The 25,372-nt window shown below is 64.0% G+C and carries 31 protein-coding genes; 24 read left to right on the plus strand and 7 right to left on the minus strand.

Annotated elements, in window-relative coordinates:
• The first annotated feature begins 44 nt into the window (after positions 1–44).
• The 18 genes from ACK4HJ_RS13845 (at position 45) to ACK4HJ_RS13930 (ending at position 13,086) form a co-directional block, all read left to right on the plus strand.
• Positions 45–698 carry an alpha/beta hydrolase gene (locus ACK4HJ_RS13845; protein WP_409832519.1) on the plus strand — a complete coding sequence of 218 codons (654 nt, stop codon included), beginning with the start codon at positions 45–47 and terminating at the stop codon, positions 696–698.
• An 85-nt stretch (positions 699–783) separates the two neighbouring features.
• The gene (locus ACK4HJ_RS13850) at positions 784–1,953 is read left to right on the plus strand and encodes a D-alanyl-D-alanine carboxypeptidase family protein (RefSeq protein WP_409832521.1); all 1,170 of its coding nucleotides are present in this window, start codon (positions 784–786) and stop codon (positions 1,951–1,953) included.
• Positions 1,954–2,248: 295 nt separating this feature from the next.
• A complete protein-coding gene (gene rpsL, locus ACK4HJ_RS13855) occupies positions 2,249–2,626 on the plus strand; it encodes a 30S ribosomal protein S12 (RefSeq protein ID WP_010104110.1) in 378 nt (125 codons plus the stop codon).
• A gap of 171 nt (positions 2,627–2,797) precedes the next feature.
• Positions 2,798–3,271 carry a 30S ribosomal protein S7 gene (gene rpsG / locus ACK4HJ_RS13860; protein ID WP_005798541.1) on the plus strand — a complete coding sequence of 158 codons (474 nt, stop codon included), beginning with the start codon at positions 2,798–2,800 and terminating at the stop codon, positions 3,269–3,271.
• A 148-nt stretch (positions 3,272–3,419) separates the two neighbouring features.
• Complete coding sequence (gene fusA / locus ACK4HJ_RS13865; protein ID WP_409832525.1) at positions 3,420–5,522, plus strand: elongation factor G; 2,103 nt, start codon at positions 3,420–3,422, stop codon at positions 5,520–5,522.
• A 173-nt stretch (positions 5,523–5,695) separates the two neighbouring features.
• Positions 5,696–6,886 carry an elongation factor Tu gene (tuf, locus tag ACK4HJ_RS13870; RefSeq protein WP_409832528.1) on the plus strand — a complete coding sequence of 397 codons (1,191 nt, stop codon included), beginning with the start codon at positions 5,696–5,698 and terminating at the stop codon, positions 6,884–6,886.
• Positions 6,887–6,911: 25 nt separating this feature from the next.
• Complete coding sequence (rpsJ, locus tag ACK4HJ_RS13875; RefSeq protein ID WP_005796953.1) at positions 6,912–7,223, plus strand: 30S ribosomal protein S10; 312 nt, start codon at positions 6,912–6,914, stop codon at positions 7,221–7,223.
• A 235-nt stretch (positions 7,224–7,458) separates the two neighbouring features.
• Complete coding sequence (gene rplC, locus ACK4HJ_RS13880; RefSeq protein WP_409832531.1) at positions 7,459–8,133, plus strand: 50S ribosomal protein L3; 675 nt, start codon at positions 7,459–7,461, stop codon at positions 8,131–8,133.
• Positions 8,133–8,753 (plus strand): 50S ribosomal protein L4, encoded by a 621-nt coding sequence (gene rplD, locus ACK4HJ_RS13885; RefSeq protein WP_008906425.1) that lies wholly within the window; start codon positions 8,133–8,135, stop codon positions 8,751–8,753. Before rplC ends, rplD begins: the two co-directional genes overlap by 1 nt.
• Positions 8,750–9,085, plus strand: coding sequence for a 50S ribosomal protein L23 (gene rplW, locus ACK4HJ_RS13890; RefSeq protein WP_409832534.1), 336 nt, complete (start codon positions 8,750–8,752; stop codon positions 9,083–9,085). The genes rplD and rplW overlap by 4 nt, the downstream gene beginning before the upstream one ends.
• A gap of 2 nt (positions 9,086–9,087) precedes the next feature.
• A complete protein-coding gene (gene rplB / locus ACK4HJ_RS13895) occupies positions 9,088–9,912 on the plus strand; it encodes a 50S ribosomal protein L2 (protein WP_409832536.1) in 825 nt (274 codons plus the stop codon).
• Positions 9,913–9,922: 10 nt separating this feature from the next.
• A complete protein-coding gene (gene rpsS, locus ACK4HJ_RS13900) occupies positions 9,923–10,198 on the plus strand; it encodes a 30S ribosomal protein S19 (protein ID WP_010467177.1) in 276 nt (91 codons plus the stop codon).
• A 9-nt stretch (positions 10,199–10,207) separates the two neighbouring features.
• Positions 10,208–10,540, plus strand: coding sequence for a 50S ribosomal protein L22 (gene rplV, locus ACK4HJ_RS13905; protein ID WP_119967500.1), 333 nt, complete (start codon positions 10,208–10,210; stop codon positions 10,538–10,540).
• Positions 10,541–10,555: 15 nt separating this feature from the next.
• Complete coding sequence (gene rpsC / locus ACK4HJ_RS13910) at positions 10,556–11,437, plus strand: 30S ribosomal protein S3 (protein ID WP_409832541.1); 882 nt, start codon at positions 10,556–10,558, stop codon at positions 11,435–11,437.
• A gap of 2 nt (positions 11,438–11,439) precedes the next feature.
• Positions 11,440–11,856, plus strand: coding sequence for a 50S ribosomal protein L16 (gene rplP, locus ACK4HJ_RS13915; RefSeq protein WP_409832542.1), 417 nt, complete (start codon positions 11,440–11,442; stop codon positions 11,854–11,856).
• 16 nt (positions 11,857–11,872) lie between these two features.
• On the plus strand, positions 11,873–12,067 hold the full coding sequence (gene rpmC, locus ACK4HJ_RS13920; RefSeq protein WP_409832545.1) for a 50S ribosomal protein L29: 195 nt from the start codon (positions 11,873–11,875) through the stop codon (positions 12,065–12,067).
• A 12-nt stretch (positions 12,068–12,079) separates the two neighbouring features.
• Entirely contained in the window at positions 12,080–12,349 is a 270-nt protein-coding gene (gene rpsQ, locus ACK4HJ_RS13925) for a 30S ribosomal protein S17 (RefSeq protein WP_409832547.1), read from the plus strand.
• 227 nt (positions 12,350–12,576) lie between these two features.
• The gene (locus ACK4HJ_RS13930) at positions 12,577–13,086 is read left to right on the plus strand and encodes a peroxiredoxin (protein WP_409832550.1); all 510 of its coding nucleotides are present in this window, start codon (positions 12,577–12,579) and stop codon (positions 13,084–13,086) included.
• Positions 13,087–13,279: 193 nt separating this feature from the next.
• Here ACK4HJ_RS13930 and ACK4HJ_RS13935 read toward each other — a convergent pair whose 3' ends face one another.
• The 3 genes from ACK4HJ_RS13935 to ACK4HJ_RS13945 all read right to left on the minus strand — a co-directional run bounded on the left by ACK4HJ_RS13935 (position 13,280) and on the right by ACK4HJ_RS13945 (position 16,373).
• Positions 13,280–14,896 (minus strand): reverse transcriptase family protein, encoded by a 1,617-nt coding sequence (locus tag ACK4HJ_RS13935; RefSeq protein WP_409832553.1) that lies wholly within the window; start codon positions 14,894–14,896, stop codon positions 13,280–13,282.
• A 249-nt stretch (positions 14,897–15,145) separates the two neighbouring features.
• Positions 15,146–15,637, minus strand: coding sequence for a GNAT family N-acetyltransferase (locus ACK4HJ_RS13940; RefSeq protein WP_409832556.1), 492 nt, complete (start codon positions 15,635–15,637; stop codon positions 15,146–15,148).
• Positions 15,638–15,686: 49 nt separating this feature from the next.
• Positions 15,687–16,373, minus strand: a complete 687-nt coding sequence (locus tag ACK4HJ_RS13945) for a cytochrome b/b6 domain-containing protein (protein ID WP_409832558.1) — start codon at positions 16,371–16,373, stop codon at positions 15,687–15,689.
• Positions 16,374–16,551: 178 nt separating this feature from the next.
• Here ACK4HJ_RS13945 and ACK4HJ_RS13950 point away from each other — a divergent pair, with 178 nt between their 5' ends.
• Positions 16,552–17,007, plus strand: a complete 456-nt coding sequence (locus ACK4HJ_RS13950; RefSeq protein ID WP_409832561.1) for a c-type cytochrome — start codon at positions 16,552–16,554, stop codon at positions 17,005–17,007.
• Between the two features lie 239 nt (positions 17,008–17,246).
• Here ACK4HJ_RS13950 and ACK4HJ_RS13955 read toward each other — a convergent pair whose 3' ends face one another.
• A complete protein-coding gene (locus tag ACK4HJ_RS13955) occupies positions 17,247–17,750 on the minus strand; it encodes a TlpA disulfide reductase family protein (protein ID WP_409832563.1) in 504 nt (167 codons plus the stop codon).
• 179 nt (positions 17,751–17,929) lie between these two features.
• Here ACK4HJ_RS13955 and ACK4HJ_RS13960 point away from each other — a divergent pair, with 179 nt between their 5' ends.
• The 5 genes from ACK4HJ_RS13960 (at position 17,930) to ptsP (ending at position 22,510) form a co-directional block, all read left to right on the plus strand.
• Entirely contained in the window at positions 17,930–18,526 is a 597-nt protein-coding gene (locus tag ACK4HJ_RS13960) for a hypothetical protein (protein ID WP_409832566.1), read from the plus strand.
• On the plus strand, positions 18,523–19,779 hold the full coding sequence (locus tag ACK4HJ_RS13965; protein ID WP_409832568.1) for an MFS transporter: 1,257 nt from the start codon (positions 18,523–18,525) through the stop codon (positions 19,777–19,779). The genes ACK4HJ_RS13960 and ACK4HJ_RS13965 overlap by 4 nt, the downstream gene beginning before the upstream one ends.
• An 80-nt stretch (positions 19,780–19,859) precedes the next feature.
• Positions 19,860–20,315, plus strand: a complete 456-nt coding sequence (locus tag ACK4HJ_RS13970; protein ID WP_409832571.1) for a PTS sugar transporter subunit IIA — start codon at positions 19,860–19,862, stop codon at positions 20,313–20,315.
• Entirely contained in the window at positions 20,284–20,553 is a 270-nt protein-coding gene (locus tag ACK4HJ_RS13975) for an HPr family phosphocarrier protein (RefSeq protein ID WP_409832574.1), read from the plus strand. Before ACK4HJ_RS13970 ends, ACK4HJ_RS13975 begins: the two co-directional genes overlap by 32 nt.
• 208 nt (positions 20,554–20,761) lie before the next feature.
• Positions 20,762–22,510: a phosphoenolpyruvate--protein phosphotransferase gene (gene ptsP / locus ACK4HJ_RS13980; protein ID WP_409832577.1), complete on the plus strand. Its 1,749-nt coding sequence runs from the start codon at positions 20,762–20,764 to the stop codon at positions 22,508–22,510.
• Between the two features lie 208 nt (positions 22,511–22,718).
• Here ptsP and ACK4HJ_RS13985 read toward each other — a convergent pair whose 3' ends face one another.
• The 3 genes from ACK4HJ_RS13985 to lipA all read right to left on the minus strand — a co-directional run bounded on the left by ACK4HJ_RS13985 (position 22,719) and on the right by lipA (position 25,351).
• The gene (locus ACK4HJ_RS13985; RefSeq protein WP_409832580.1) at positions 22,719–23,552 is read right to left on the minus strand and encodes a DMT family transporter; all 834 of its coding nucleotides are present in this window, start codon (positions 23,550–23,552) and stop codon (positions 22,719–22,721) included.
• 77 nt (positions 23,553–23,629) lie between these two features.
• Positions 23,630–24,352, minus strand: a complete 723-nt coding sequence (locus ACK4HJ_RS13990) for an AraC family transcriptional regulator (RefSeq protein ID WP_409832583.1) — start codon at positions 24,350–24,352, stop codon at positions 23,630–23,632.
• Between the two features lie 18 nt (positions 24,353–24,370).
• The gene (gene lipA / locus ACK4HJ_RS13995) at positions 24,371–25,351 is read right to left on the minus strand and encodes a lipoyl synthase (RefSeq protein WP_409832586.1); all 981 of its coding nucleotides are present in this window, start codon (positions 25,349–25,351) and stop codon (positions 24,371–24,373) included.
• Between the last annotated feature and the right edge of the window lie 21 nt (positions 25,352–25,372).

Consider the following 25,372-nt stretch of genomic DNA (forward strand, 5'->3'; position numbering starts at 1 on the left):
CTTATCCATCAAGCGCTGGAAGCTATTGATTTGGTAGTAAACCCGTGAATGCCCAGACCGAACGCCTGACCCTCGCCGGCACCGCAGGCGCCATCGAGGCCGTGCGCGACAGCGCCATGCTGGCCGAAGGTGCCACGCCGCGTGGTGTGGCCGTCATCGCCCATCCCCATCCGCTGTTTGGGGGCACCATGGACAACAAGGTCGTGCAGACCTTGGCGCGCGCCTTCGTGCAGTGCGGCTGGACAGCCGTGCGCTTCAACTTCCGGGGCGTGGGCGGCTCGGCTGGCGTGCACGACGAAGGGCGGGCCGAGCTGCAGGACCTGCTGGCCGTGGTGGAGCAGGTGGCGCCTGCAGCCGGGGGCCAGCGCCTTGCACTGGCGGGTTTCTCGTTTGGCGCGTTCGTCACCAGCCATGCGCTGCAAGCCCTGTGGCCCCAGGGTCGGGTGGACACCACCGTGCTCGTGGGCACGGCCGCCAGCCGCTTCACAGTGGCGCCCGTGCCGCCAGACGCCCATGTAAGTACCCTGGTCGTGCACGGCGAGGCGGACGACACCGTTCCCCTGGCGTCCGTCATGGACTGGGCCCGGCCCCAGATACTGCCTGTCACAGTCATCCCCGCAGGTGGGCATTTCTTTCACGGACAATTGCCGCTTCTCAAGAGCCTGGTGGTGCGCCACCTGCAAGCAGCCTCCGTGTAGGGCCCACCGGCCCTGGCTGCTGTTCCACTGTGGCGCTCTTTTCTTTTTCCCCCTTTTTCGAGCCTCTCCAGCCTTCCTCTGCCCCATGAAACGAATCCTGTCCGCGTTGCGATCCCTGGCCGTTTTTGCCGCGGTGGCCCCCGCCGCCTTCGGCGCCCTGGCCCAGGCGCCCCAGCCCCCTGAAATCGCCGCGCGCACCTACATGCTGGTGGATGTCACCGCGGGCCAGGTGCTGGCCGCCAAGGACATCGATGCGCCGGTGGAGCAAGCCTCGCTCACCAAGCTCATGACGGGCTACCTGGTGTTTGATGCCCTGCGTGCCAGGAAGATATCCCTGGACCAGAAGCTGCCCGTGAGCGTGCGCGCCTGGAAGATGCCCGGCTCGCGCATGTTCATCGACCCCAAGATGCAGGTGCCGGTGGAAGACCTCATCAAGGGCATGATCGTGCAGTCGGGCAACGACGCCACCATGGCCCTGGCCGAAGGCGTGGGCGGCACGGCCGAAAACTTCGTCAAGCTCATGAACGACCAGGCCAAGGCCCTGGGCATGAACGGCACCAACTACAAGAATCCCGAAGGCCTGACCGAACCCGGCCACACCACCACGGCGCGCGACCTGTCGGTTCTGGCCATGCGGTTGATGAAGGACTTTCCGGAGTACATGCACTATTACTCCACCAAGCAGTACAGCTACCCTGGCACGCCGGCGTCCAACGGCAGCAACCGCAACACGCTGCTGTTCCGCGACCCCACGGTGGACGGTCTCAAGACTGGTCACACGGCCGCTGCGGGCTACTGCCTGGTGGCCACATCCAAGCGGGAATTCCCCGGCGTGGGCCAGCGCCGGCTGCTGTCCATCGTGCTCGGTGCCGCCAGCGAGAACGCGCGCGCGAATGAAAGCCAGAAGCTGCTGAACTGGGGCTACACCGCGTTCGAGGCGGTCAAGCTTTTTGATGCCGGCAGCCCGGTCGCCTCCCCCGCCGTGTGGAAGGGCACGGCCAGCACCCTCAAGATCGGCCGCGAGGAGGCCATCGTCGTGGCCGTGCCCTCGGGCAGCGCCGGCAAGGTCACCACCCAGATTACCCGCCCCGACCCGCTGGTGGCGCCATACACCAAGGGCCAGTCCATCGGCACGCTCAAGGTCATGCTGGCGGACCAGGCCGTGGCCGAAGTGCCCCTGATCGCGCTGGAGGGCGTGGAGCAGGCAGGCACCCTGGGCCGTGCCTGGGACGGCATCCGTCTCTGGATTAAATAAGGTACATCCCCCTGAGTCGCTTCGCGCCTTCCCCCTTCTCTCGAATGGCTGCGCCATTCAGGAAAGGGGACACCGCCAGCGCGGCGGGGCGGCCCTTGCGCGGCGGTCCTGGCCTGGGCCGTGCGCTTTTAAACGCGGCAGGCCATATCGGCGCTTCGGGAGGGGTTTGGGTGTAACGCCGCATGCGGCTTGCCTGATCGACGCCTTGCTGCTACATTAGAAGGCTTTTCGGAATTTCCGAAGGGATTCACGTTTTCGCTTTCACGAAGCAAATTCACGTTTAGGGACGTATTTCATGCCAACCATCAATCAACTAGTCCGTCAGGGGCGCGAGGTCGAAAAGATCAAGTCCAAGAGCCCTGCGATGGAAAACTCTCCCCAGCGCCGTGGCGTGTGCACCCGTGTGTACACCACGACGCCCAAGAAGCCTAACTCCGCTCTGCGTAAGGTTGCCAAGGTTCGCCTGACCAACGGCTTCGAAGTCATCTCCTACATCGGCGGTGAAGGCCACAACCTGCAGGAACACAGCGTGGTGCTGGTTCGCGGCGGTCGTGTGAAGGACTTGCCCGGTGTGCGTTACCACATCGTGCGCGGTTCGCTGGACCTGCAAGGCGTGAAAGACCGCAAGCAAGCCCGCTCCAAGTACGGCGCCAAGAAGCCCAAGGCCAAGTAAGCCCTGGTTTTTCGGTCAGAAGAATTTTCGGTGCTGTTTCCCGCGTGGCGCGGTGATCCAGCGTAGTGACCCCAAACGCAGATTGTCTGCGCGGGTCGAGTAAGTGGGAGTCCTGAATGGCTCTCGCGGTGTCTGAAAAGATGCCAACTGAAGCAAAGATAGAGGTAAAAAATGCCACGTCGTCGCGAAGTCCCCAAACGTGAAATCCTGCCGGATCCCAAGTTCGGCAATGTAGAGCTGTCCAAATTCATGAACGTGATCATGGAAGGCGGCAAGAAGGCAGTTGCAGAGCGCATCATTTACGGCGCCCTGGAACTCATCGAGAAGAAGCATCCTGACAAGGACCCCCTGGAAGCCTTCACCGTTGCCATCAACAACGTGAAGCCCATGGTGGAAGTGAAGTCCCGCCGCGTTGGTGGTGCCAACTACCAGGTGCCTGTGGAAGTGCGCCCTGTCCGTCGTCTGGCCCTGTCAATGCGCTGGATCAAGGAAGCCGCCCGCAAGCGTGGCGAGAAGTCGATGGCCCAACGTCTGGCCAACGAACTGCTGGAAGCCACCGAAGGCCGTGGCGGCGCCATGAAGAAGCGTGACGAAGTGCACCGCATGGCCGAAGCCAACAAGGCATTCAGCCACTTCCGCTTCTAAAACGCGGATTTGTCCTGATATAGGTCCAAGGCTGCTGGTGTTTTGCCAGCAGCCTTGTGTCGATTTCAGGCAGTCACAAAATTGACGGGCATTGCCGCCAGTATGGCTGCCCGACACCCTCACCAATACGACCCATCAAGGATCCACCATGGCTCGCAATACCCCCATCGAGCGCTACCGCAATATCGGTATCTCGGCCCACATTGACGCTGGCAAGACCACGACCACCGAACGTATCCTGTTCTACACGGGCGTGAGCCACAAGATTGGCGAAGTGCACGACGGCGCTGCCACCATGGACTGGATGGAGCAAGAGCAAGAGCGCGGCATCACGATCACCTCTGCGGCCACGACCTGCTTCTGGAAGGGCATGGACAACACGTACCCCGAGCACCGCTTCAACATCATCGACACCCCCGGCCACGTGGACTTCACGATTGAAGTGGAGCGTTCCATGCGCGTGCTGGACGGCGCTTGCATGGTGTACTGCGCCGTGGGTGGCGTGCAGCCCCAGTCTGAAACCGTCTGGCGCCAGGCCAACAAGTACAAGGTGCCTCGCCTGGCCTTTGTGAACAAGATGGACCGCACAGGTGCCAACTTCTTCAAGGTCTACGACCAGATGAAGCTGCGCCTGAAGGCCAACCCCGTGCCCGTCGTGATCCCGATCGGCGCCGAAGACAAGTTCACCGGCGTGGTGGACCTGCTGAAGATGAAGGCCATCATCTGGGACGAAGCTTCCCAGGGCATGAAGTTCAGCTACGAAGATATCCCGGCCGACCTGGTGGAATCCGCCAAGGAATGGCGCGAGAAGATGGTCGAAGCCGCTGCCGAAGCCTCGGAAGAGCTGATGAACAAGTACCTGGAAGAAGGTGACTTGAGCGAAGCCGAGATCAAGCAAGGTCTGCGCACGCGCACCATCGCGACGGAAATCCACCCCATGCTGTGCGGCACGGCCTTCAAGAACAAGGGTGTGCAGCGCATGCTGGACGCCGTGATCGACTACCTGCCTGCACCGACGGACATTCCTGACGTGGCCGGCACCGACGAAGACGAAAAGCCCGTCACCCGCAAGGCTGACGACAGCGAGAAGTTTTCGGCGCTGGCATTCAAGCTGATGACTGACCCGTTCGTGGGCCAACTGACCTTCGTGCGCGTTTACTCCGGCGTGCTGACCAAGGGCGATACCGTCTACAACCCCATCAAGGGCAAGAAGGAACGTATCGGCCGTATCGTGCAGATGCACGCCAACGAGCGTCAGGAAGTCGAAGAAATCCGCGCCGGCGACATCGCTGCCTGCGTGGGCCTGAAGGAAGTGACCACGGGCGAAACCCTGTGCGATGTGAATTCGCAGATCGTGCTGGAGCGCATGGTGTTCCCTGAGCCCGTGATCTCGCAGGCCGTGGAACCCAAGACCAAGGCCGACCAGGAAAAGATGGGCATCGCGCTGCAGCGTCTGGCTGCCGAAGATCCGTCTTTCCGCGTGAAGACCGACGAAGAATCCGGCCAGACCATCATTTCCGGCATGGGCGAGCTGCACCTGGAAATCATCGTGGACCGCATGAAGCGCGAGTTCGGCGTGGAGTCCAATGTGGGCAAGCCCCAAGTGGCTTACCGCGAAACCATCCGCAAGACGGTGGAAGAAGCCGAAGGCAAGTTTGTGCGCCAGTCCGGTGGTAAGGGTCAGTACGGCCACGTCGTGCTCAAGATCGAACCCAACGAAGCCGGCAAGGGCATCGAGTTCGTCGACGCGATCAAGGGCGGTGTGGTGCCTCGCGAATTCATCCCGGCCGTGGAAAAGGGTATCAACGAAGCCGTCACGCAAGGCGTGCTGGCCGGTTACCCCGTGGTGGACGTCAAGGTCACGCTGCACTTCGGTTCGTACCACGATGTGGACTCGAACGAACTGGCGTTCAAGATGGCTGCCATCTTTGGCTTCAAGGAAGGTTGCAAGAAGGCCGGTCCGGTCATCCTGGAACCCATGATGGCTGTGGAAGTGGAAACGCCTGAAGACTACGCCGGCAACGTGATGGGCGATCTGTCCAGCCGCCGCGGCATGGTCCAGGGCATGGACGACATCCCAGGCGGTGGCAAGGCCATCCGTGCGGAAGTGCCTCTGTCGGAAATGTTCGGCTACTCCACGACCCTGCGTTCCGCAACGCAAGGCCGCGCTACGTACTCGATGGAATTCAAGCACTACAGCGAAGCACCTCGCAACGTGTCTGAAGCCATCATGGCAGCTCGCGCTAAATAATGGTCAAAGTGGCTGCTAGCGCTTACCCGGTAAGCGCTAGCAGCTATCGATCAAATAGCAAATTTTTTGCAATCTGCGACCCGGTGCCGTCCCGTTGCTCTGTGCAGGACGAATCAGCAATCGGGTGCAGACGTTAAACCCCAACACAGGCATCGCTCTTTGGAGAATTGAAAATGGCAAAAGGTAAATTCGAACGCACCAAGCCTCACGTCAACGTGGGCACGATCGGCCACGTGGACCATGGCAAGACGACGCTGACGGCAGCCATCGCTACCGTGCTGTCCGCCAAGTTCGGCGGCGAAGCCAAGGCATACGACCAGATCGACGCAGCCCCTGAAGAAAAGGCTCGCGGTATCACGATCAACACCGCTCACGTGGAATACGAAACGGCCAACCGCCACTACGCCCACGTGGACTGCCCCGGCCACGCCGACTATGTGAAGAACATGATCACCGGCGCTGCCCAGATGGACGGCGCTATCCTGGTGTGCTCGGCTGCTGACGGCCCCATGCCCCAGACCCGTGAGCACATCCTGCTGGCCCGCCAAGTGGGCGTGCCTTACATCATCGTGTTCCTGAACAAGTGCGACATGGTGGACGACGAAGAACTGCTCGAACTCGTCGAAATGGAAGTGCGCGAACTCCTGGACAAGTACGACTTCCCAGGCGACGACACCCCCATCGTGCGCGGCTCTGCCAAGCTCGCCCTGGAAGGCGACAAGGGCAAGCTGGGTGAAGAAGCCATCATGAAGCTGGCCGAAGCCCTGGACACCTACATCCCCACGCCTGAGCGCGCTGTGGACGGTGCCTTCCTGATGCCCGTGGAAGACGTGTTCTCCATCTCCGGCCGCGGCACCGTGGTGACCGGTCGCGTGGAACGCGGCATCATCAAGGTCGGCGAAGAAATCGAAATCGTGGGTATCCGCGACACGCAAAAGACCACCTGCACCGGCGTGGAAATGTTCCGCAAGCTGCTGGACCAAGGCCAAGCTGGCGACAACGTCGGCCTGCTGCTGCGCGGCACCAAGCGCGAAGATGTGGAACGCGGCCAAGTGCTGTGCAAGCCCGGCTCGATCAAGCCCCACACCCACTTCACGGCTGAGGTGTATGTGCTGAGCAAGGACGAAGGTGGCCGTCACACGCCTTTCTTCAACAACTACCGTCCTCAGTTCTACTTCCGCACGACCGACGTGACTGGCGCCATCGAGCTGCCAGCCGACAAGGAAATGGTCATGCCTGGTGACAACGTGTCGATCACTGTGAAGCTGATCAACCCCATCGCCATGGAAGAAGGTCTGCGCTTCGCTATCCGCGAAGGTGGCCGCACGGTGGGTGCTGGCGTCGTGGCCAAGATCATTGCTTAATCTTTAAGCAGAAAAGGAACTTGCCATGTCCAAGCAAAAAATCCGCATCCGCCTGAAGGCGTTTGATTACAAGCTGATCGACCAGTCCGCTGCCGAGATCGTTGACACCGCCAAGCGCACCGGCGCCATCGTCAAGGGTCCCGTGCCTCTGCCGACGCGCATGAAGCGTTTCGACATCCTGCGTTCGCCCCACGTCAACAAGACCAGCCGCGACCAGCTCGAAATCCGCACGCACCAGCGTCTGATGGACATCGTGGACCCTACGGACAAGACCGTGGACGCCCTGATGAAGCTCGACCTGCCCGCTGGCGTGGACGTCGAAATCAAGCTGCAGTAATCCTGTTGCAACTCCGCAGGGCAGGCCCGTCAGGGCCGGTCTTGCGATTCCCTAACGCGGACTTGCTTGAAAAAGCAGTCCGCGTTATACTTGAGAGCTTCGCCTTCTTTGCGCGCAATCGCAAAGAGAAAAATGGCGGAGTTTTATTAACCTTCTTTCATGCGCTGGCGCGAAAGTGCTGAGCAAACGCTGAGGCCAATTGAAGTCGCAGCGGTGGAAGTTTTGGAGAAAACCAATGAGTCTGAGCAACTCCCTCGGGTTGCTGGGTCGCAAGGTGGGCATGATGCGTCTGTTCACTGATGATGGGGACGCAGTGCCTGTCACAGTGGTGGATGTGTCCAACAACCGCGTTACCCAGGTCAAAACCCAAGAGAACGATGGCTATGTGGCCCTGCAGGTCACGTTCGGTTCGCGCAAAGCATCGCGTGTGACCAAGCCAGAAGCCGGCCACCTTGCCAAGGCAGGTGTGGAAGCCGGTGAAATCATCCAGGAATTCCGCGTGACCGCTGAAACCGCCGGCAAGTATGCCGCCGGTGCTGCAGTGCCCGTGGCAGATGTCTTTGCAGTGGGCCAGAAGGTCGATGTGCAAGGCACCTCCATCGGTAAGGGCTACGCCGGTACCATCAAGCGCCACAACATGGCCTCGCAGCGCGCGTCGCACGGTAACAGCCGTTCGCACAACGTGCCAGGCTCCATCGGTATGGCACAGGACCCCGGTCGTGTGTTCCCCGGCAAGCGCATGACGGGCCACCTCGGCGATGTCACCAAGACCACGCAAAACCTCGATGTGATCCGCATCGACGAAGCGCGTCAACTGCTCTTGATCAAGGGCGCGATTCCGGGCTCCAAGGGTGGGTTCGTGACTGTGCGTCCCGCCGTCAAGGCCAAAGCCTCCAAAGGAGCGAACTAATGCAGCTCGAACTCCTGAATGACCAAGGCCAAGGCGCATCCAAGCTGGATGTTCCCGAAACCGTGTTCGGTCGTGAATACAACGAAGATCTGGTGCACCAGATCGTGGTGGCCTATCAGGCCAACGCACGCCAAGGCACTCGCGCCCAGAAGGACCGCGAGCAAGTCCGTCACTCGACCAAGAAGCCTTTCAAGCAAAAGGGTACGGGTAACGCACGTGCAGGTATGACTTCCTCGCCACTGTGGCGTGGGGGCGGTCGGATTTTCCCGAACATGCCTGACGAAAACTTCACGCAGAAGATCAACAAGAAGATGTACCGCGCCGGTATGTCTGCCATCTTGTCGCAGCTGGCCCGCGAAGGTCGCCTGGCTGTGGTCGATTCGTTGAAGCTTGACTCTCCCAAGACCAAGGTCCTGGCTGATAAGTTCAAGGCGATGAACCTGCAATCGGTGATGGTGATTGCCGATGAAGTGGACGAAAACCTGTACCTGGCTTCGCGCAATCTGGTGAACGTGCTCGTGGTTGAGCCCCGTTACGCCGATCCCGTGTCGCTGGTGCGTTTCAAGAAGGTGCTCGTCACCAAAGGGGCGATCGACAAGCTCAAGGAGATGTTCGCATGAGCCGCGTGAATCCTACCCCCGCAGAACGCAAGTTCGATGAAGGTCGTCTGATGCAGGTGCTGGTCGCTCCCATCGTGTCCGAAAAGGCCACCATGGCAGCTGAAAAGTCCAATGCTGTGACCTTCAAGGTGCTGCAGAACGCGACCAAGCCTGAAATCAAGGCCGCCGTTGAACTGATGTTCAAGGTCGAGGTCAAGGGCGTTTCTGTGGTGAACACCAAGGGCAAGACCAAGCGCTTTGGCAAGACCATGGGCCGCCGCGACAACGTTCGCAAGGCCTATGTGATGCTGAAGGAAGGTCAAGAGCTGAACCTGTCCGGGGAGGCTGCTTAATCATGGCCGTTATCAAGATGAAACCCACCTCGCCCGGCCAACGTGCCGTGGTGAAGGTTACGCGTGACCACCTGTACAAGGGCGAAGCATTTGCTCCGCTGCTGGAACCCCAGCACCAGAAGTCTGGCCGCAACAACAACGGTCACATCACCACCCGCCACAAGGGCGGTGGTCACAAGCACCACTACCGTGTGGTGGACTTCAAGCGCAACAAGGACGGCATTCCGGCCAAGGTTGAGCGCATTGAGTACGACCCCAACCGTACGGCCCACATCGCTCTGGTGTGCTATGCCGACGGCGAGCGCCGCTACATCATCGCTCCCCGCAACCTGGAAGTGGGCGCAACCTTGCTGTCCGGTTCGGAAGCTCCGATCCGTGCTGGCAACACGCTGCCAATACGCAACATCCCCGTGGGTTCGACCATCCACTGCATCGAGCTCAAGCCCGGTGCCGGTGCACAGATCGCACGCTCGGCTGGTGCTTCGGCAACGCTGCTGGCCCGTGAAGGCGTGTACGCCCAGGTGCGTATGCGCTCTGGCGAAGTGCGCAAGATCCACATCGAGTGCCGCGCCACCATTGGCGAAGTGGCCAACGAAGAACACAGCCTGCGCCAACTGGGCAAGGCCGGTGTGAAGCGCTGGATGGGTATCCGCCCGACCGTTCGCGGCGTGGCCATGAACCCAGTGGATCACCCTCACGGTGGTGGCGAAGGCCGCACCGGCGAAGGCCGCCATGCAGTCGATCCTTGGGGCAATCTGACCAAGGGTTATCGCACCCGTAACAACAAGCGCACACAGATCATGATCGTGTCGCGTCGCAAGAAGTAAGGGGTAACAGATGACTCGCTCTCTTAAAAAGGGTCCATTTGTTGACCATCACTTGCTGGCCAAGGTCGAGAAGGCCGTTGCCACCAAGGACAAGAAACCAGTCAAGACCTGGTCGCGTCGCTCCATGGTTCTGCCCGAGTTCATCGGTCTGACCATTGCCGTGCACAACGGCAAGCAGCACGTCCCGGTCTATGTCACCGACCAGATGGTGGGCCACAAGCTGGGCGAATTCGCCCTGACGCGCACCTTCAAGGGTCACCCCGCTGACAAAAAAGCGAAGAAGTAAGGAACGACCATGTCTGAAACACGTGCAGTCCTCCGGGGCGTTCGTCTGTCGGTCGACAAGGGCCGTCTGGTCGCCGATCTGATCCGCGGCAAGAAAGTGGACCAAGCCCTGAACATCCTGACGTTCACGCAGAAAAAAGCTGCGGGCATCGTCAAGAAGGTGCTGGAGTCGGCTATCGCCAACGCCGAGCACAACGATGGTGCCGATATTGACGAACTCCGCGTCAAGACCATCTACGTCGAGCAAGGCACCACGCTCAAGCGCTTCACCGCGCGCGCCAAAGGCCGCGGCAACCGCATCAGCAAGCCCACGTGCCATGTGTACGTGACGGTGGGCAACTGAGGCCAAAGGAAGAATATGGGACAGAAAATCCATCCTACCGGCTTCCGCCTGGCCGTGAGCCGTAACTGGTCCAGCCGCTGGTACGCCAGCAACCGCGACTTTGCGGGCATGCTGGCCGAAGACATCAAGGTGCGCGAGTACCTGAAGGCCAAGCTCAAGAACGCCGCCGTGTCGCGCATCCTGATCGAGCGTCCTGCCAAGAACGCCCGTATCACGATTTTCTCCGCACGTCCTGGTGTCGTGATCGGCAAGAAGGGCGAAGACATCGAGAACCTGAAGAAGGAACTCGCGTCGCGCCTGGGCGTGCCTGTCGCAGTGAACATCGAAGAAGTGCGCAAGCCCGAAATCGATGCCAAGCTGATCGCCGACAGCATCACGCAACAGCTCGAAAAGCGCATCATGTTCCGCCGCGCCATGAAGCGCGCCATGCAGAACGCCATGCGTCTGGGTGCTCAGGGCATCAAGATCATGTCGTCCGGCCGTCTGAACGGTATCGAAATCGCTCGTACCGAGTGGTACCGTGAAGGCCGTGTGCCACTGCACACGCTGCGTGCGGACATCGACTACGGCACCTCCGAAGCCAAGACCACCTACGGTGTGATCGGCGTGAAGGTGTGGGTCTACAAGGGTGACACGCTGGGCCGCAATGACCTGCCCGCCGTGGAAACGCCCCGTCCGGACGAAGAGCGCCGCCCACGCGGCCCACGCCGTGATGGCCGCCCAGGTGGCGACCGTCCAGGCGCAGGTCGTGGCCCACGTCGTCCTGTCGGTGGCAACACCGCTCCGGCCGATGGCAGCGACAAGCCAGCGGAAGCCGGTGGCGCTGATAACAATGCCGTTAAGCGCGTACGCAAGGTCGCCGCGCCCGCTACAGCAGCGGACGGTAAAGGAGAATAAAGATGCTGCAACCTGCTCGCCGTAAATACCGCAAGGAGCAAAAGGGCCGAAACACTGGCGTCGCAACGCGGGGTGCCTCCGTTGCCTTCGGTGATTTCGGTCTGAAGTGCACCGATCGTGGCCGCCTCACGGCCCGCCAGATCGAAGCTGCACGCCGTGCGATTTCCCGTCACGTCAAGCGTGGCGGCCGTATCTGGATCCGCGTGTTCCCGGACAAGCCAATCTCTACCAAGCCCGCAGAAGTGCGTATGGGTAACGGTAAGGGCAACCCCGAGTACTACGTGGCCGAAATCCAGCCCGGCAAGATCGTGTTTGAAATCGTTGGCGTGCCTGAAGAACTGGCCCGCGAAGCGTTCCGCCTGGCTGCCGCCAAGCTGCCGCTGCGCACCACCTTCGTGACCCGCCATCTGGGCGCGTAATTCAGGAGAACAAGAAATGAAAGCTGCTGAACTGCGCCAAAAAGACGTCGCCGGCATTGAAGCCGAAATCAAGGCTCTGCAGAAGGCCCATTTCGGCCTGCGCATGCAGAAGGCTACGCAACAGTTGGCAAACACCAACACGTTGCGTACCACCCGCCGCGACATCGCCCGTGCAAAGACCATTCTTGCTGAAAAGCAAGCCGCCAAGTAAGTAGGAGCGAACATGACGGAAGCTAAAAAATCCCTCAAGCGCACCTTGGTTGGCAAGGTGGTCAGCGACAAGCGTCAAAAGACCGTGACCGTGCTGGTCGAGCGCCGTGTGAAGCACGAGCTCTACGGCAAGATCGTGGCCAAGTCGAGCAAGTACCACGCCCACGATGAAAAGGGCGAGTACAAGCTGGGCGACGTGATCGAAATCACGGAGAGCCGTCCGCTCTCCAAGACCAAGAACTGGGTCGCTACCCGCTTGGTGCAAAAGGCCGGCCTGCTGTAATCCAGCGCGTCAGTGCCGCCGGGGCCAAGACCCCAGGCGGCATCGCCCTTCAAAACGACCCACAATGTGGGTCGTTTTGCTTTGTGAGGCCTGTTCTGTGCAGGCTTTCGAGCTGCGCGGCTGTTGATTGATGCTGTCGATACAGCCGATGCCGCAGCTTGCATACGGCATCAACGCAACAACAAGCCCTTTCCCTGTTCGTTCACGCAATACCCAAGGAGATACCAATGATCAAAGTCGGTGACACCCTGCCCGCCAGCACGCTGATGGAATACTCGGAAGTCGAAGGCGAGGGCTGCAGCATCGGCCCCAACCCCGTGTCCGTCGAAAAGGCCACGGCAGGCAAGACGATTGCCCTGTTTGCGCTGCCCGGCGCTTTCACGCCCACCTGCTCGGCCAAGCATGTACCTGGCTATGTGGAAAAGGCCGCTGAGTTCAAGGCAGCCGGTGTGGATGAAATCTGGTGCGTGAGCGTGAACGACGCGTTCGTGATGGGCGCCTGGGCACGCGATCAAAAAACGGATGGCAAGGTCCGCATGCTCGGCGATGGCAGCGCGGCGTTTGCCCAGGCCACCGGCCTTACGCTGGACCTGACGAGCAAGGGCATGGGCGTGCGCAGCAACCGCTATTCCATGCTCGTCAAGGACGGCAAGGTGGTGACGCTCAACGTGGAAGCGCCCGGCAAGTTTGAAGTGAGCGACGCCGACACGCTGCTGCAGCAGGCCCAGAAGGCTTGACCGCAATTTGAGAGGAAGTCGGCATCCACCCGCAGTACCGTTCACCCCGAACTTGTCGAAGCGCTTCCCTGGGTTCCGACAAGCTCAACCTGAACGGGTGACGCGGCGCACAGGAACCGACTCGCCAAGTTCGCAGGCCGGCTCGGCCTGCGCCAAGGGACGCCAGCCCACGTCGCCCACCGCTGCGCAGGCGCTATCCGCCAACTGCAAAACGGATCGCGCTGAAAAGGCGCCACAGCTTGTCGCAGCGTGCGGGGGCCAGCCAGCGGCAGGCCCATTGAATCTCTCCCTCCAGCCGCGCGCGTTCGGCCGGGTCCACAAACGGTTGCTGCCCCAGGCGGTGCAGGCGCGCCTTCAGGCCGTCAAACTGCGCCCGACTGTAGTTCAGGCGTTGGTTGACCACCAGGCCGGTCACCGTTTGTCGCTGGTGCGCAGGCATCACGCGGGTTTTGTCGGTGCGCAGCACAAAACCCTCGTCCTCCACGATGGCCGTGACCCAGGCCTTCAGCTCCACAAACTGGCAGCGCAGCGTTGCGGGACCTGAAAACACCATATCGTCAGCATAACGCGTGTAGCGCGCACCAAACCGCTGCGCCAGAGCGTTCAGCCGCACGTCCATGCCAAATGCGCACAGATTGGCCAAGGCCGGCGATGTGGGCGCACCCTGCGGCAGGTGCGGCCGTGCCAAGCGCGCCCCGAGCGCGCGACGCGGTGCGATGGCGTCTGGGGCCAGGGGCGGCGCATCCAGCAAGCGTTCGCGCACGGCCGCAGGTGTGCGTGTGGTGACCAGGCGCGTCAGCAGCTCTGCGGCCGGGCGCGCGTGCCCCAGCGCCCGCCACAGCGCGCGCACCCGCGTGGCGTCGATGTGTGTGAAGAAATCTGCAAGATCAAACCGGATGACCACCGGCTGTTGGGTGTGTACGCGCGCATGGCTGTCCACGCTGCGGCCGCGCACAAAGCCATGGGCGGCCTCATGCGCGGGGACGTCGGTCAGCAGCCGACGCAGGATCTTCCGCTGCCCTGCGGCGAGGCGGGCAAGGGGCGCCTCCAGCAGCCGCAGGCCGCCGCTGGGCTTGGGCAGCAACCGGTAGCGGTAGTGTGATGGACGCAGCGCGTGGCCGCCATGGCCCGGTTCGCGCCAGGCCGCGTGTTCGGGCGCCAGCCAGAGCAGATCGTCCAGCGACAAGGCCAGCGCTGCAGCCACATCTCCAACGCTTGCCACAACCAGGGGTGCCAATGCGGACTGCTCCCTTCTCCAGGCGGGCAGCGGCGCCGGCGCAGCGGGACGCAGCAACCAGTGCAGGCGGGTACCGGAGCGGGGGCTGGCCGCCCAGTTGCGAAAGGCAGCAGCGAGCTGGGCAGGCGTCCACAGGTGCCGAGGGAGAGTGTGGTCGCCCTCATCATCCTGACCTTCGTCGTTCCAGTCGTTGGCCCAGTCGCCGTCAGGGGGCGGCCTGCCGCTGTCTGCGGGGGCAGAAGCGTGCCGCTCGTAGCCTGCAGGGTTATTGACACCGGCCGAGCGCCACCAGAAACCATGCACCAGCCACGTCGCCACGTCTTCCGGCTCTAGCCGAGCCCATTCCGAGGGGGACAACACCGAGAGGCGCCGCAGTTGCTCGAACAGGGATTCACACAAGGGCCCGGGCTGCGCTGGGGCGTCGTAGACCGATGCCACCCCATGCCCCAAACAGACCCGCGCGCGGGCGGCCAATGCCTGCAGGCTGCGTTGCCCGGGTTTGTCGGAATCCGCCAGCAAGGCCATGGCCAGGGCCTGGGCGATGGCGCGGACGGGCGGCGACGGGGTCTGCAAAGCGAAGCTAGGTACAGGGAAAAAAGGCCTGGCACCAACCAGCGGGTTGTGCGTGAACTGTGCGCCATGCCTGCATGGCGGGAGGTTCGTGCGCCGCTATGTGGGCTATCCAAAAACACCGTGGGGATGCCCCACGGCCCGAAGCCTGAGAGCCTCGGTGTGCTTGGCACCAGGCCGGTGTCATTCTAAACATGCTATCAACAAGATAGCTGCCAGCGCTTGATGGACGAGCGCCAAGGGCCAAAAAGACTAGAAAATCTCGACCTTGAGGTAGTGCGCGCCTGCGATGGGGTTGTGGTAGTACGGCGGAATCTCCTCAAACCCCAGGTCGGTGTACAGCGCGCGCGCCGACTCCATGTCGTCCAGGGTGTCGAGCAGCACGCAGGCATAGCCGGCCTGGCGGGCCTTGTCGAGAATGGCCTCGGCCAGCTCGCGCCCCAGGCCGAAGCCGCGGAACGCCTTGCGCACAAACAGCCGCTTCATCTCGCTGGCGTTGGGATAGTCGGCGTTGTCCAGCGGGCGCAGTGCGCAGCAGCCGGCGACCGCGCCCTCGACCTCGGCGAGCAGCAGCGCGCCACGGGGCTCGGCGTAGTCGCCAGGCAGCTGGGCCAGCTCGTTGTCAAAGTCCTGGAAGCAGAGGTCCACGCCCAGCGCGCTGGCGTACTCACGGAAGATCTGGCGGACTGCGTCCATGTCGGCGGGCGTCACCGCAGTCCGCAGGGTTACAGAGGGCTTGTCCAAAACACGGGCGGGGTAGTCAAACAAGGAAGCCGCAGTGTAGCGAGTTTGCTCAGAAGGTCATCGCTGCGGAGAGCGTGGACACCCACCACGCCAGCGCAAGGCTGAGGCCCAGCACAACCAGCGCCATCATCCTGCTCGCCGCGTCGTCGCGCGAAGGCGTGGCCGGGGTGGGCAGGTCCTTGTCGCCGTGCAGCATGGGGCGCACCAGGCGCTGGCGCCGCACGAGAACGTAGAACAACACCGCCACGACGTGCAGGCCCACCAGGCCCAGCACCAGGTACTGGCCAATCTCCTTGTGATATCCGGTGGCCTGCCCCACCACCGCGTTGCTCACAAACCGCGTGAGCGGCCCGGCAAACGCGATTTCATCGTCGCTGAGCAGCCCGGTCGCCACCTGCGCCACCAGCACGGCCAGCAGCGTAAACACCGACAGGGCGCCCAGCGGGCTGTGGCCAATGGCGTCGTCGGCGTGTGGCATGCCGCGCAGGTAGCGCAGCAGCCGCGCGGGCGAATATAAAAAGGCCGCAAACCGCGACCACCGCCCTCCAATGACGCCCCACACGATGCGAAACACCAGCAACGCCAGAACCAGGTAGCCCAGCCTGAAATGCCACTCCATGGCGTTGCCGCCCACCTTGGCGGTGACGACGAGGCCGATCACGCTGGCGGCCAGGGCCCAGTGGAAGACGCGGGTGGGCAGATCCCAGATGCGGACGGTGTGGGTAGGCGTGGTCATGGTGGTCCGGAGTGTGCAGGGGGAGGGAAGGGCGCGTGGCACCATTGTGCAAGAGGCAAGGGTTCGCCCGGAAGCGCTGGCGATGCGCAAAGGCTGTCAAAACGGCATACTCCGTTGCGCAAGCCTGGTTCCTTGCTGTGTCTCTTTGCTCCCCTCCCCACGAAAAAAGGACGTTCCCATGAAAGCACTTGCCGCGTTCACCTTTGCCGCAGCCATGCTGACCCTGTCGGCACCTGCATCTGCCCAGTTTGCCAAACCCGAAGACGCCATCAAATACCGCCAGAGCGCGCTGTTCGTGATGGGCCAGCACTTCGGGCGCATCGGCGCCATGGCCAATGGTCGGGCGCCGTTTGATGCCAAGGCGGCCCAGGACAACGCAGAAGTAGTGGCCCAGATGGCCAAGCTGCCCTGGGCGGGTTTCGGCGCCGGCACTGACAAGGGCGCGCCCACCAAGGCTCTGCCGGAGATCTGGCTCGAGCAGGCCAAGTTCAAGGAACACTCCGACAAACTCGAAGCCGAGGCCGTCAAGCTGGCGGCTGCCGCCAAGACGGGCAACCTGGACAACCTCAAGGCCGCATTCGGCGCCACGGCGGGCACGTGCAAGGCGTGCCATGACAGCTATCGCGGGAAGTAGAGTGCATCCCCCTGAGCGGCTTTGCCGCTTCCCCCTTCTCTCGAATCGCTGCGCGATTCGGGAAGGGGGACGACGCCAGCGCGGCGGGGCGGCCCTTGCGCGGCCTCCGCTGAGCTGGGCCGCGCCAGTTTCAACTGATGCGATTCAAAAATGATAGCTGTCAGCGCTTGATAAATAAGCGCAAAAGGCTGATTTCATCTGAAATCAGCCTTTTGTATTTGTGTACCTGCGGGGGCGGGTCAGGTCTCGGCCAGCAGCTTCTCGATGAGCTGGTGCAACTCCGGGAAGCTTGGGGCGCCGACGTAGGTTTTCACGATTTCGCCCCGCTTGTTCACGATGAATGTAGAGGGGGTCAGCCGCACGTCGCCCCAGGCCTTGGCCACTGCGCCCGTGTTGTCGATGGCCACCTTGAAGGGCAGCTTGCGCGTTTGGGCAAAGTTCACAACGTAGCTGGGCGGGTCGTAGGCCATGGCCACCGCCACGGTGTCAAAGCCGCGCGCCTGGTATTTGTTGTAGGTGGCGACGATCTCCGGCATTTCGGCCACGCAGGTGGTGCAGCTGGTGGCCCAGAAGTTCACCAGCGTGACCTTGCCCTGCATGTCCGTCGTCGTCTTGCTGGACCCGTCGAGCAGAACGAAGGTGGAGGCCGGAGCGGCAGCGCGACCCGTGTCGAGGTACACAAAAGCGCCCACGGCCACGAACGCTGCCACCGCCACGCCTGCTGCCCAATGTTTGACTGCCATGATCTTTTTCACCCCTTTATCGTCCCTTGGCCTCAGAGCCCTCAGGCTGCATGCCACTGCCATTGTGCCGGAGTGGTGGATTCGGCCAGAGCGCAAAAGTTCGGAACGTCAGTCGGCGGTGCCGGGCGTGGTCACGCGGGGCCACAGCGTCAGGCGGCTCGACTGCCGATAATCGCCTGATGAACAGGACACCGACCGGGGCCGATGCCCCACTGCCAACGCCGCCCAGCACAGTCGTGAAAAAGGGGCGTTGCGCCCTGGTGTTGCTGCTGTCGGTGCTTGCGGCTTGCAGCCCCGCGCTCAACTGGCGCAGCGTGCCCGTGCCGGAGGGCGCGCTCACCATCACCCTGCCATGCAAGCCTGACCACGCCACGCGCGCGGTGGAGCTCGCGGGCGCGCCGGGGGAGCTGTCCATGACAGGCTGTGACGCGGACGGCGCCACTTTTGCCGTGTCGCACCTGCTGCTGGACGATCCGGCCCAGGTGGGCGCCGCGCTCACGCACTGGCGCATTGCGGTGCTGGCCAACCTGGGGCCGGGGGCGGCGGCCACGGCAGTGGACGCGCCCTACACACCCGCCGGGGTGCTGCCGGTGCCGCAGTCGGTGCGCACCACCGTGCAGGGGCAGCGTGCGGACGGCACTGCTGTCACCGCGCAGGCCGTGTGGTTTGCACGGGCGCTGGGGCCGCAGGTGCGGCTGTACCACGCGGTGGTGTACACATCCACGCCCCGGCCCGATGCGGCCGACACCTTCTTCGCCGGGCTGGTGCTGCAATGAGCGGCGGGGTGCTGCCGCGGCGCACGGCCGTCATCGTGTTTCTGGCCTTTGCGTTTGCATACTTTCTTTCGGCCCTGGTGCGGGCCGTCACGGCCACACTGGCGCCCACACTGGCGGACGAGTTTGCGCTGCAGGCCAGCGACCTGGGGCTGCTGGCAGGGGGGTACTTTCTGGGGTTTTCTGCCACCCAGCTGCCGCTGGGCACCTGGCTGGACCGGCACGGTCCGCGCAAGGTGGCGTTGGGCTTTCTGGGCGTGGCCGTGGTGGGCAGCCTGGTGTTTTCGGTCGCCACGGGTTTTTCGGGCCTGCTGGCAGGGCGGGTGCTGTGTGGCGCTGGCGTCAGTGCCTGCCTCATGGCGCCGCTCACGGGCTACCGCCGCTGGCTTGAGCCCACGGCGCAGATGCGGGCGAATTCGTGGATGCTCATGACCGGGTCGCTGGGCATGGTGGCCTCCACGCTGCCGGTGCAGTGGGCGCTGCCGGTGGTGGGCTGGCGCCCGCTGTTCTGGGGGCTCGCAGCGCTGATTGTGCTGTCGATGGTGCTGATCGCCGTGTGGGTGCCGCGCTGGGAGCCCGCGCCGCACGGCGGCACGCCCGCCGCAGCGGACACGCCCGCGCCCCCAGGCTACGCCATGGTGTGGCGTCACCCGTACTTCCTGCGCCTGGCGCCGCTGGGGTTCTTCATCTACGGCGGCATGGTGGCCATGCAGACACTGTGGGCCGGGCCGTGGATGCAGCGCGTGGCGGGCTACACGCCGCTGGCGTCTGCCACCGGGCTGTTCTGGATCAACGTCAGCATGCTGTGCACGTTCTGGACCTGGGGCATGGTCAGCCCCTGGCTGCAGCGCCGGGGGTATGGAGCGGACCGGCTCATGGCCGCCGGCCTGCCCCTGTGCCTGGTGGTGCTGCTGGGCATCATCGTGGCCGGCCCCCAGGCGGGGGGCGGTGCGTGGGCGTTGTTCTGCGTGTCGTGCACCTTTGTGTCGCTGTCGCAGCCTGCGGTGGCGCTGGCGTTTCCGTCGGCGCTCGCGGGACGGGCGCTGTCAGCCTACAACCTGGTGATCTTCTCGGGCGTGTTTGTGGTGCAGTGGGGCATTGGCCTGGCGGTGGATGCGTTTGCAGCGCTGGGCCTGGCCACCGTGGCCTCGTTCCAGGCGGCCATGGCTGTGTACCTGGCGTGCAACGTGGCGGCCTACGCGTGGTTCATGCTGCGGGGGCGGCGCCATAATGTGCTGCAAACCTCTGCACCATGAAGACTTGCGCCTTGAGAGTCAACGACAGCCTGGCTGTTTCCATCGCAGCGTCGCTGCCCCGCTGTGCGTAAGTCCCGACCATGAGCCCCACCACCCGCATCCTCATCATTGCCCACGCTCCCCTGGCCCACGCGCTGCGCGAGTGTGCGCTGCACGTGTTTGCCGACTGCGGCGACAGCGTGGTGGCGCTGGACGTACAGCCCAACCAGCCCCCTGAAGAATCGCTGGCGCAGGCGCGCATCCTGTTGGACCAGCTGGGCGTGGACACCACTCTGGTGCTGACCGACGTGTTTGGCGCCACGCCCTGCAACGTCGCCCAGCGCCTGGTGGAGGGCGTGCGCTCGCGCCTGGTCACCGGGGTCAACCTGCCCATGCTGCTGCGTGCGGTGAGCTACCGGTCCGAGGCCCTGGAGTCGGTCGTCACCCGCGCGGTGGTGGGCGGTACCCAGGGCGTGATGCAGGTGGCCATCTCCGCACCGCAGAACCAACACCGCCGTCACCGACATGATCAAGACCCGTACGACCATCAGCAATAAACTGGGCCTGCACGCCCGCGCATCGGCCAAGCTCACCAAGCTGGCCGGCAGTTTTCCGTGTGACGTTTTCATGAGCCGGGGCGACCGCCGCATCAACGCCAAGAGCATCATGGGCGTGATGATGCTGGCCGCCGGCATGGGCACGGAAGTGGAAATCGAAACCAGCGGCGATCGCGAGCAGGAGGCGATGGATGCGCTCCTCGCGCTCATCGCCGACAAGTTCGGCGAAGGGGAATGAGGATGGCCCCCACGGTCGCGCACTGCGTGTCGCTCCCTGCCCCCCGAGGGGGCCCAGCCCGCCTTCGGGCGGCCGGGCGGCGGGCTGAGATGGCCCCCACGGTCGCGCACTGCGTGTCGCTCCCTGCCCCCCAGGGGGGGCCAGCCCGCCTTCGGGCGGCCGGGCGGCGGGCTGAGGCGCTCTCTGCGATCTGCATCGGATAACTCCCATGACCTTCTCCGTCCACGGTCTCGCAGTCGCCCGCGGCATCGCCATTGGCCGCGCGGTGCTGATCGCGTCCAGCCGCGTGGACGTGGCGCACTATTTTGTGGAGCCCGATCAGGTCGAGCGCGAAATTGAACGCGTGCGTCAGGGCCGCAATGCCGTGGTCGAAGAACTCCAGCGCCTGCAGACCGACATGCCGGCCGACGCGCCGCACGAGCTGACGGCGCTGCTCGATGTGCACCTGATGCTGCTGCAGGACGAGGCCCTCACGGGTGGCGTCAAACACTGGATCACCGAGCGGCTGTACAACGCTGAGTGGGCACTGACCACGCAGCTTGAAGTGATTGCGCGCCAGTTCGACGAGATGGAGGACGAGTACCTGCGCGAACGCAAGGCCGACCTGGAGCAGGTGGTCGAGCGCATCCTGCGCTACATGAAAGGTGTGGCCAGTCCGGTGGCGCCCCCGTCCAGCAGCCCGCGCCGCAAGACCCAACAAGACTTGCTGCTGGACGATACGGTGGACGTGCCCCTGGTGCTGGTCGCACACGACCTTTCACCCGCCGACATGCTCCAGTTCAAGCAAAGCGTGTTTGCCGGTTTCGTGACCGACGTGGGTGGCAAGACATCGCACACCGCGATCGTCGCGCGCAGCATGGACATCCCCGCCGTGGTGGGCGCGCGCGCGGCCAGCCAGCTGGTGCGGCAGGACGACTGGGTCATCATCGACGGCGATGCGGGCGTGATGATCGTGGACCCGTCGCCCATCATCCTGGCCGAGTACGGGTTTCGCCAGCGACAGGTGGAGCTGGAGCGCGAACGCTTGGCTCGCCTGCGCCACACGCCAGCCGTTACGCTCGACGGCCACAAGATCGAGCTGTTGGCCAACATCGAGCAGCCCGGCGATGCCGCCACCGCCGTGCGCGCGGGCGCCGTGGGCGTGGGACTGTTTCGCAGCGAATTCTTGTTCATGGGCCGAAGCGGCAACCTGCCCGGGGAAGACGAGCAGTACCGCGCCTACTGCGAGGCCATCGACGGCATGCAGGGCCTGCCCGTCACCATCCGCACCATCGACGTGGGCGCCGACAAGCCGCTGGACAACAAGGCCCACAAGGACAACTACCTGAACCCGGCCCTGGGCCTGCGCGCCATCCGCTGGAGCCTGGCCGACCCGGCCATGTTCCGCACCCAGTTGCGCGCCGTGCTGCGCGCCGCGGCGCATGGCAAGGTCAACCTGCTGTTCCCCATGCTGGCGCACACGCACGAGATCCAGCAGACCCTGGCCCAGGTGGAGCTGGCGCGCGGCGAGCTGGATGCGCGGGGGGTGCCCTACGGCCCCGTGCAGCTGGGCGCGATGATCGAGGTGCCGGCCGCCGCGCTCATGGTGCGCACCTTTCTGCAGTACTTTGATTTCCTGTCCATCGGCACCAACGACCTGATCCAGTACACCCTGGCCATCGACCGTGCCGACGAGGCTGTGGCCCACCTGTACGACCCGCTGCACCCCGCCGTGCTGCGGCTTGTGGCGGACGTGATTGCCGAAGGCGCCGTGCAGGGCAAGAGCGTGTGTGTTTGCGGCGAAACGGCGGGCGACATCACCATGACCCGGCTGCTGCTGGGCCTGGGCCTGCGCAGCTTCTCCATGCACCCGGCGCAGATCCTGGCGATCAAGCAGGAGATCCTGCGGGCCGACACCCGCAAGCTCGCGCCCTGGGCGCAGCAGGTGCTGGCGGGCGAGGTGCCGCTGGTGGCGTGAGGCAGCGGGTGCTCGCACCCATGTTTAACGCCACATTGCTACTCTTATTTTGATAGCTGCTAGCGCTTTCAGGATATGCGCTAAAGCCCAATTTCATTCAAATTTCCGTTCGCCGTCGGGCTGCCGCGATGGTGCCGGGTGCGACCAGGGCTGCCGCGCTGGCGCACCGCCGATTTCTCGCCTTCAGTGCACTAGAGTGGTGGCCATGTCAGCGAGCGCGCACGCCCAGCACCGCTGCGCCAAGGATCATCACCGTGGCCACCACGATACTGCCGCTGAACGGGCGACCGCTGACCAGCACCAGCAGGCTGGTAGACGCGAGCGGCGTGATGTAGCTCAGGATGCCGATCTGCCGCGCATCTCCCAGCTTCAGCGCCCTGTCCCACATGAAAAACGATGCGCCCAGCGGCCCCAGGCCGAGCAGCGCCAGCAGGCCCCAGTCGCGCCACTGCAGCGTGGCAGTGGGCTCCAGCGCCCAGTGGCACAGCAGCGCCAGCACCCCCGACACCAGCCCGAACAGGCCGATGGCCGTGGTCGGAAACGCCGCCACGCGCTTGGTCAGCAGCGAATAGCTCGCCCAGATGAACGCCGCCGCCAGCGCAGGCAGATAGCCCCAAGCCAGCTCGCCGCTCAGCTCTCGCCCGCCCACGATGGCAATGGCCGCCCCGCCAAAACCCAGCAGCGCGGCCAGCACATGCGCCGCCCGCAGCCGCACGCCCGGCAACAGCACGGGCGCCAACACCACGATGAGCAGCGGCCACAGGTAGTTGACCAGATTGGCTTCCACCGCCGGCGCGTGGCGCAAGGCGATGAACAGCAGGAAGTGGTAGGCGAACAGGCCGTACACGCCCAGAGCCAGCGTGCCCAGCGGCACGCGCCACTGCGTGGGGTCGCGCGCCACCAGCGGCCAGGCAGGCACGCTGCCGATGACCAGCGCAATGCCCGTGAGCAGAAACGGCGGCACGTGCGTGAGCGACACGCCCAGCGACGCCAGCGAGGCCCACAGCGCGATGGCGCCCAGTGCGTAGAAGTTGGCTTTCATCCTGTCGAGGATAAGGGGGCGCGCCATCGCGGGGCGACGGTGCGTCGTCGCGAAAAAGCGGTACCGCGAAAGCGGAATCAGTGGCCCGAGCGCCGCAGTGCTGCCGTCAGCGCCGACGGCGAGCGGTAGCCCGTGCGCCGGGCCACCTCGGCCACGGCCAGGCCGCTGTTGCGCAGCAGGCGGGCCTGCTCCAGCCGCAGACTGCGCAGCCACGCCATGGCGCTGATGCCCCGGTCATCGCGGCAGCGGGCAGCGAACTGGCTCGCGCTCAGGTGCACGCGCTGCGCCAGGTCGGCCACGGTGAGGGGCGTGTGCCACTGCTGGGCGGCCCAGTGTTCCAGAGCGGCCCAGTCGATGGGGCGGCGGCGGGCTGGGCTGGCGGGGGATTTGGGTGTGGCAGCGGTGGGGTGGTCGGCGAGCCAGGCTTCGCGCAACAGTGCAGGGCCGTAGGCTTGGGCGAGCGGCCGTCCTTGCTGCAGGGCGGTGGCGAGGTAGCGCGCCAGCGGCAAGGCGGGGGCGGGGAGGGTGGCTTGGCCCGCGCGCTGCGCGGCGCAGCGGGCCCAGTCCGGGTGGCTGCTGTCCAGCACCAGGCACAGGCTGCCGCGGGCGGACGCAAAATCGTGCCGGTCGCCGGGGGCAATCACGCAGCCGCCGCCCGGGCCCACGCGCAGGCCGCGGCCTTCAATTTCCAGTTCCAGCGCGCCCGAAAGGCCCAGCAGGATCTGGAAGTGCGCATGGCTGTGGCTGCCGGGCGACGCGCCGTAGCGCCTTAGCGAGAGCGAGCCGGCCAGCGCGTCCATGGGGCAGAGAGCTGGCTGTTAAACGCCGGCGGCGTGCGCCTGCTGGTCCGCGTGGTAACTGGAGCGCACCATGGCGCCCACGGCCGCGTGGGAGAAGCCCATCTTGTAGGCCTCTTCCTCGAAAATCTTGAAGGTGTCGGGGTGCACGTAGCGGCGCACGGGCAGGTGGCTGTTGCTGGGGGCCAGGTACTGGCCGATGGTCAGCATGTCGATGTTGTGTTCGCGCATGTCGCGCATGACCTGCAGGATCTCTTCGTCCGTCTCGCCCAGGCCGACCATGATGCCGCTCTTGGTGGGCACGTTGGGGTGTAGCGCCTTGAACTTTTTCAACAAGTTGAGGCTGAACTGGTAGTCCGATCCGGGGCGCGCTTCCTTGTACAGGCGGGGCGCAGTTTCCAGGTTGTGGTTCATCACATCCGGAGGAGCTGCCTTGAGGATTTCGAGCGCGCGGTCATCGCGACCACGGAAGTCGGGCACCAGGATTTCGATTTGGGTCTGGGGCGACATCTCGCGGATGTTCTGAATGCATTCCACAAAGTGGCCCGAGCCGCCGTCGCGCAGGTCGTCGCGGTCCACGCTGGTGATCACCACGTACTTGAGCTTGAGGGCTGCAATCGTCTTGGCCAAATTCAGCGGCTCGTCCTTGTCCAGTGGGTCGGGCCGGCCGTGGCCCACGTCGCAGAACGGGCAGCGGCGTGTGCACTTGTCGCCCATGATCATGAAGGTGGCCGTGCCCTTGCCAAAGCATTCGCCGATGTTGGGGCACGAGGCTTCTTCGCACACCGTGTGCAGCTTGTGCTCGCGCAGGATCTCCTTAATCTCGTAGAAGCGCGTGGTGGGGCTGCCGGCCTTCACGCGGATCCATTCGGGCTTCTTCAGCACCTCGCCTTGCTCCACCTTGATCGGAATGCGCGACAGCTTGGCCGCAGCCTTTTGCTTGGCCAGCGGGTTGTAGGCTTCGGTGGATTGCGCTTCGCGGACGACTTCAGGGGTGCTCATGGCGTGGTGGCAGCGTGGTGG

This window comes from Acidovorax sp., assembly GCF_046294525.1.
Taxonomy (GTDB): domain Bacteria; phylum Pseudomonadota; class Gammaproteobacteria; order Burkholderiales; family Burkholderiaceae_C; genus Acidovorax.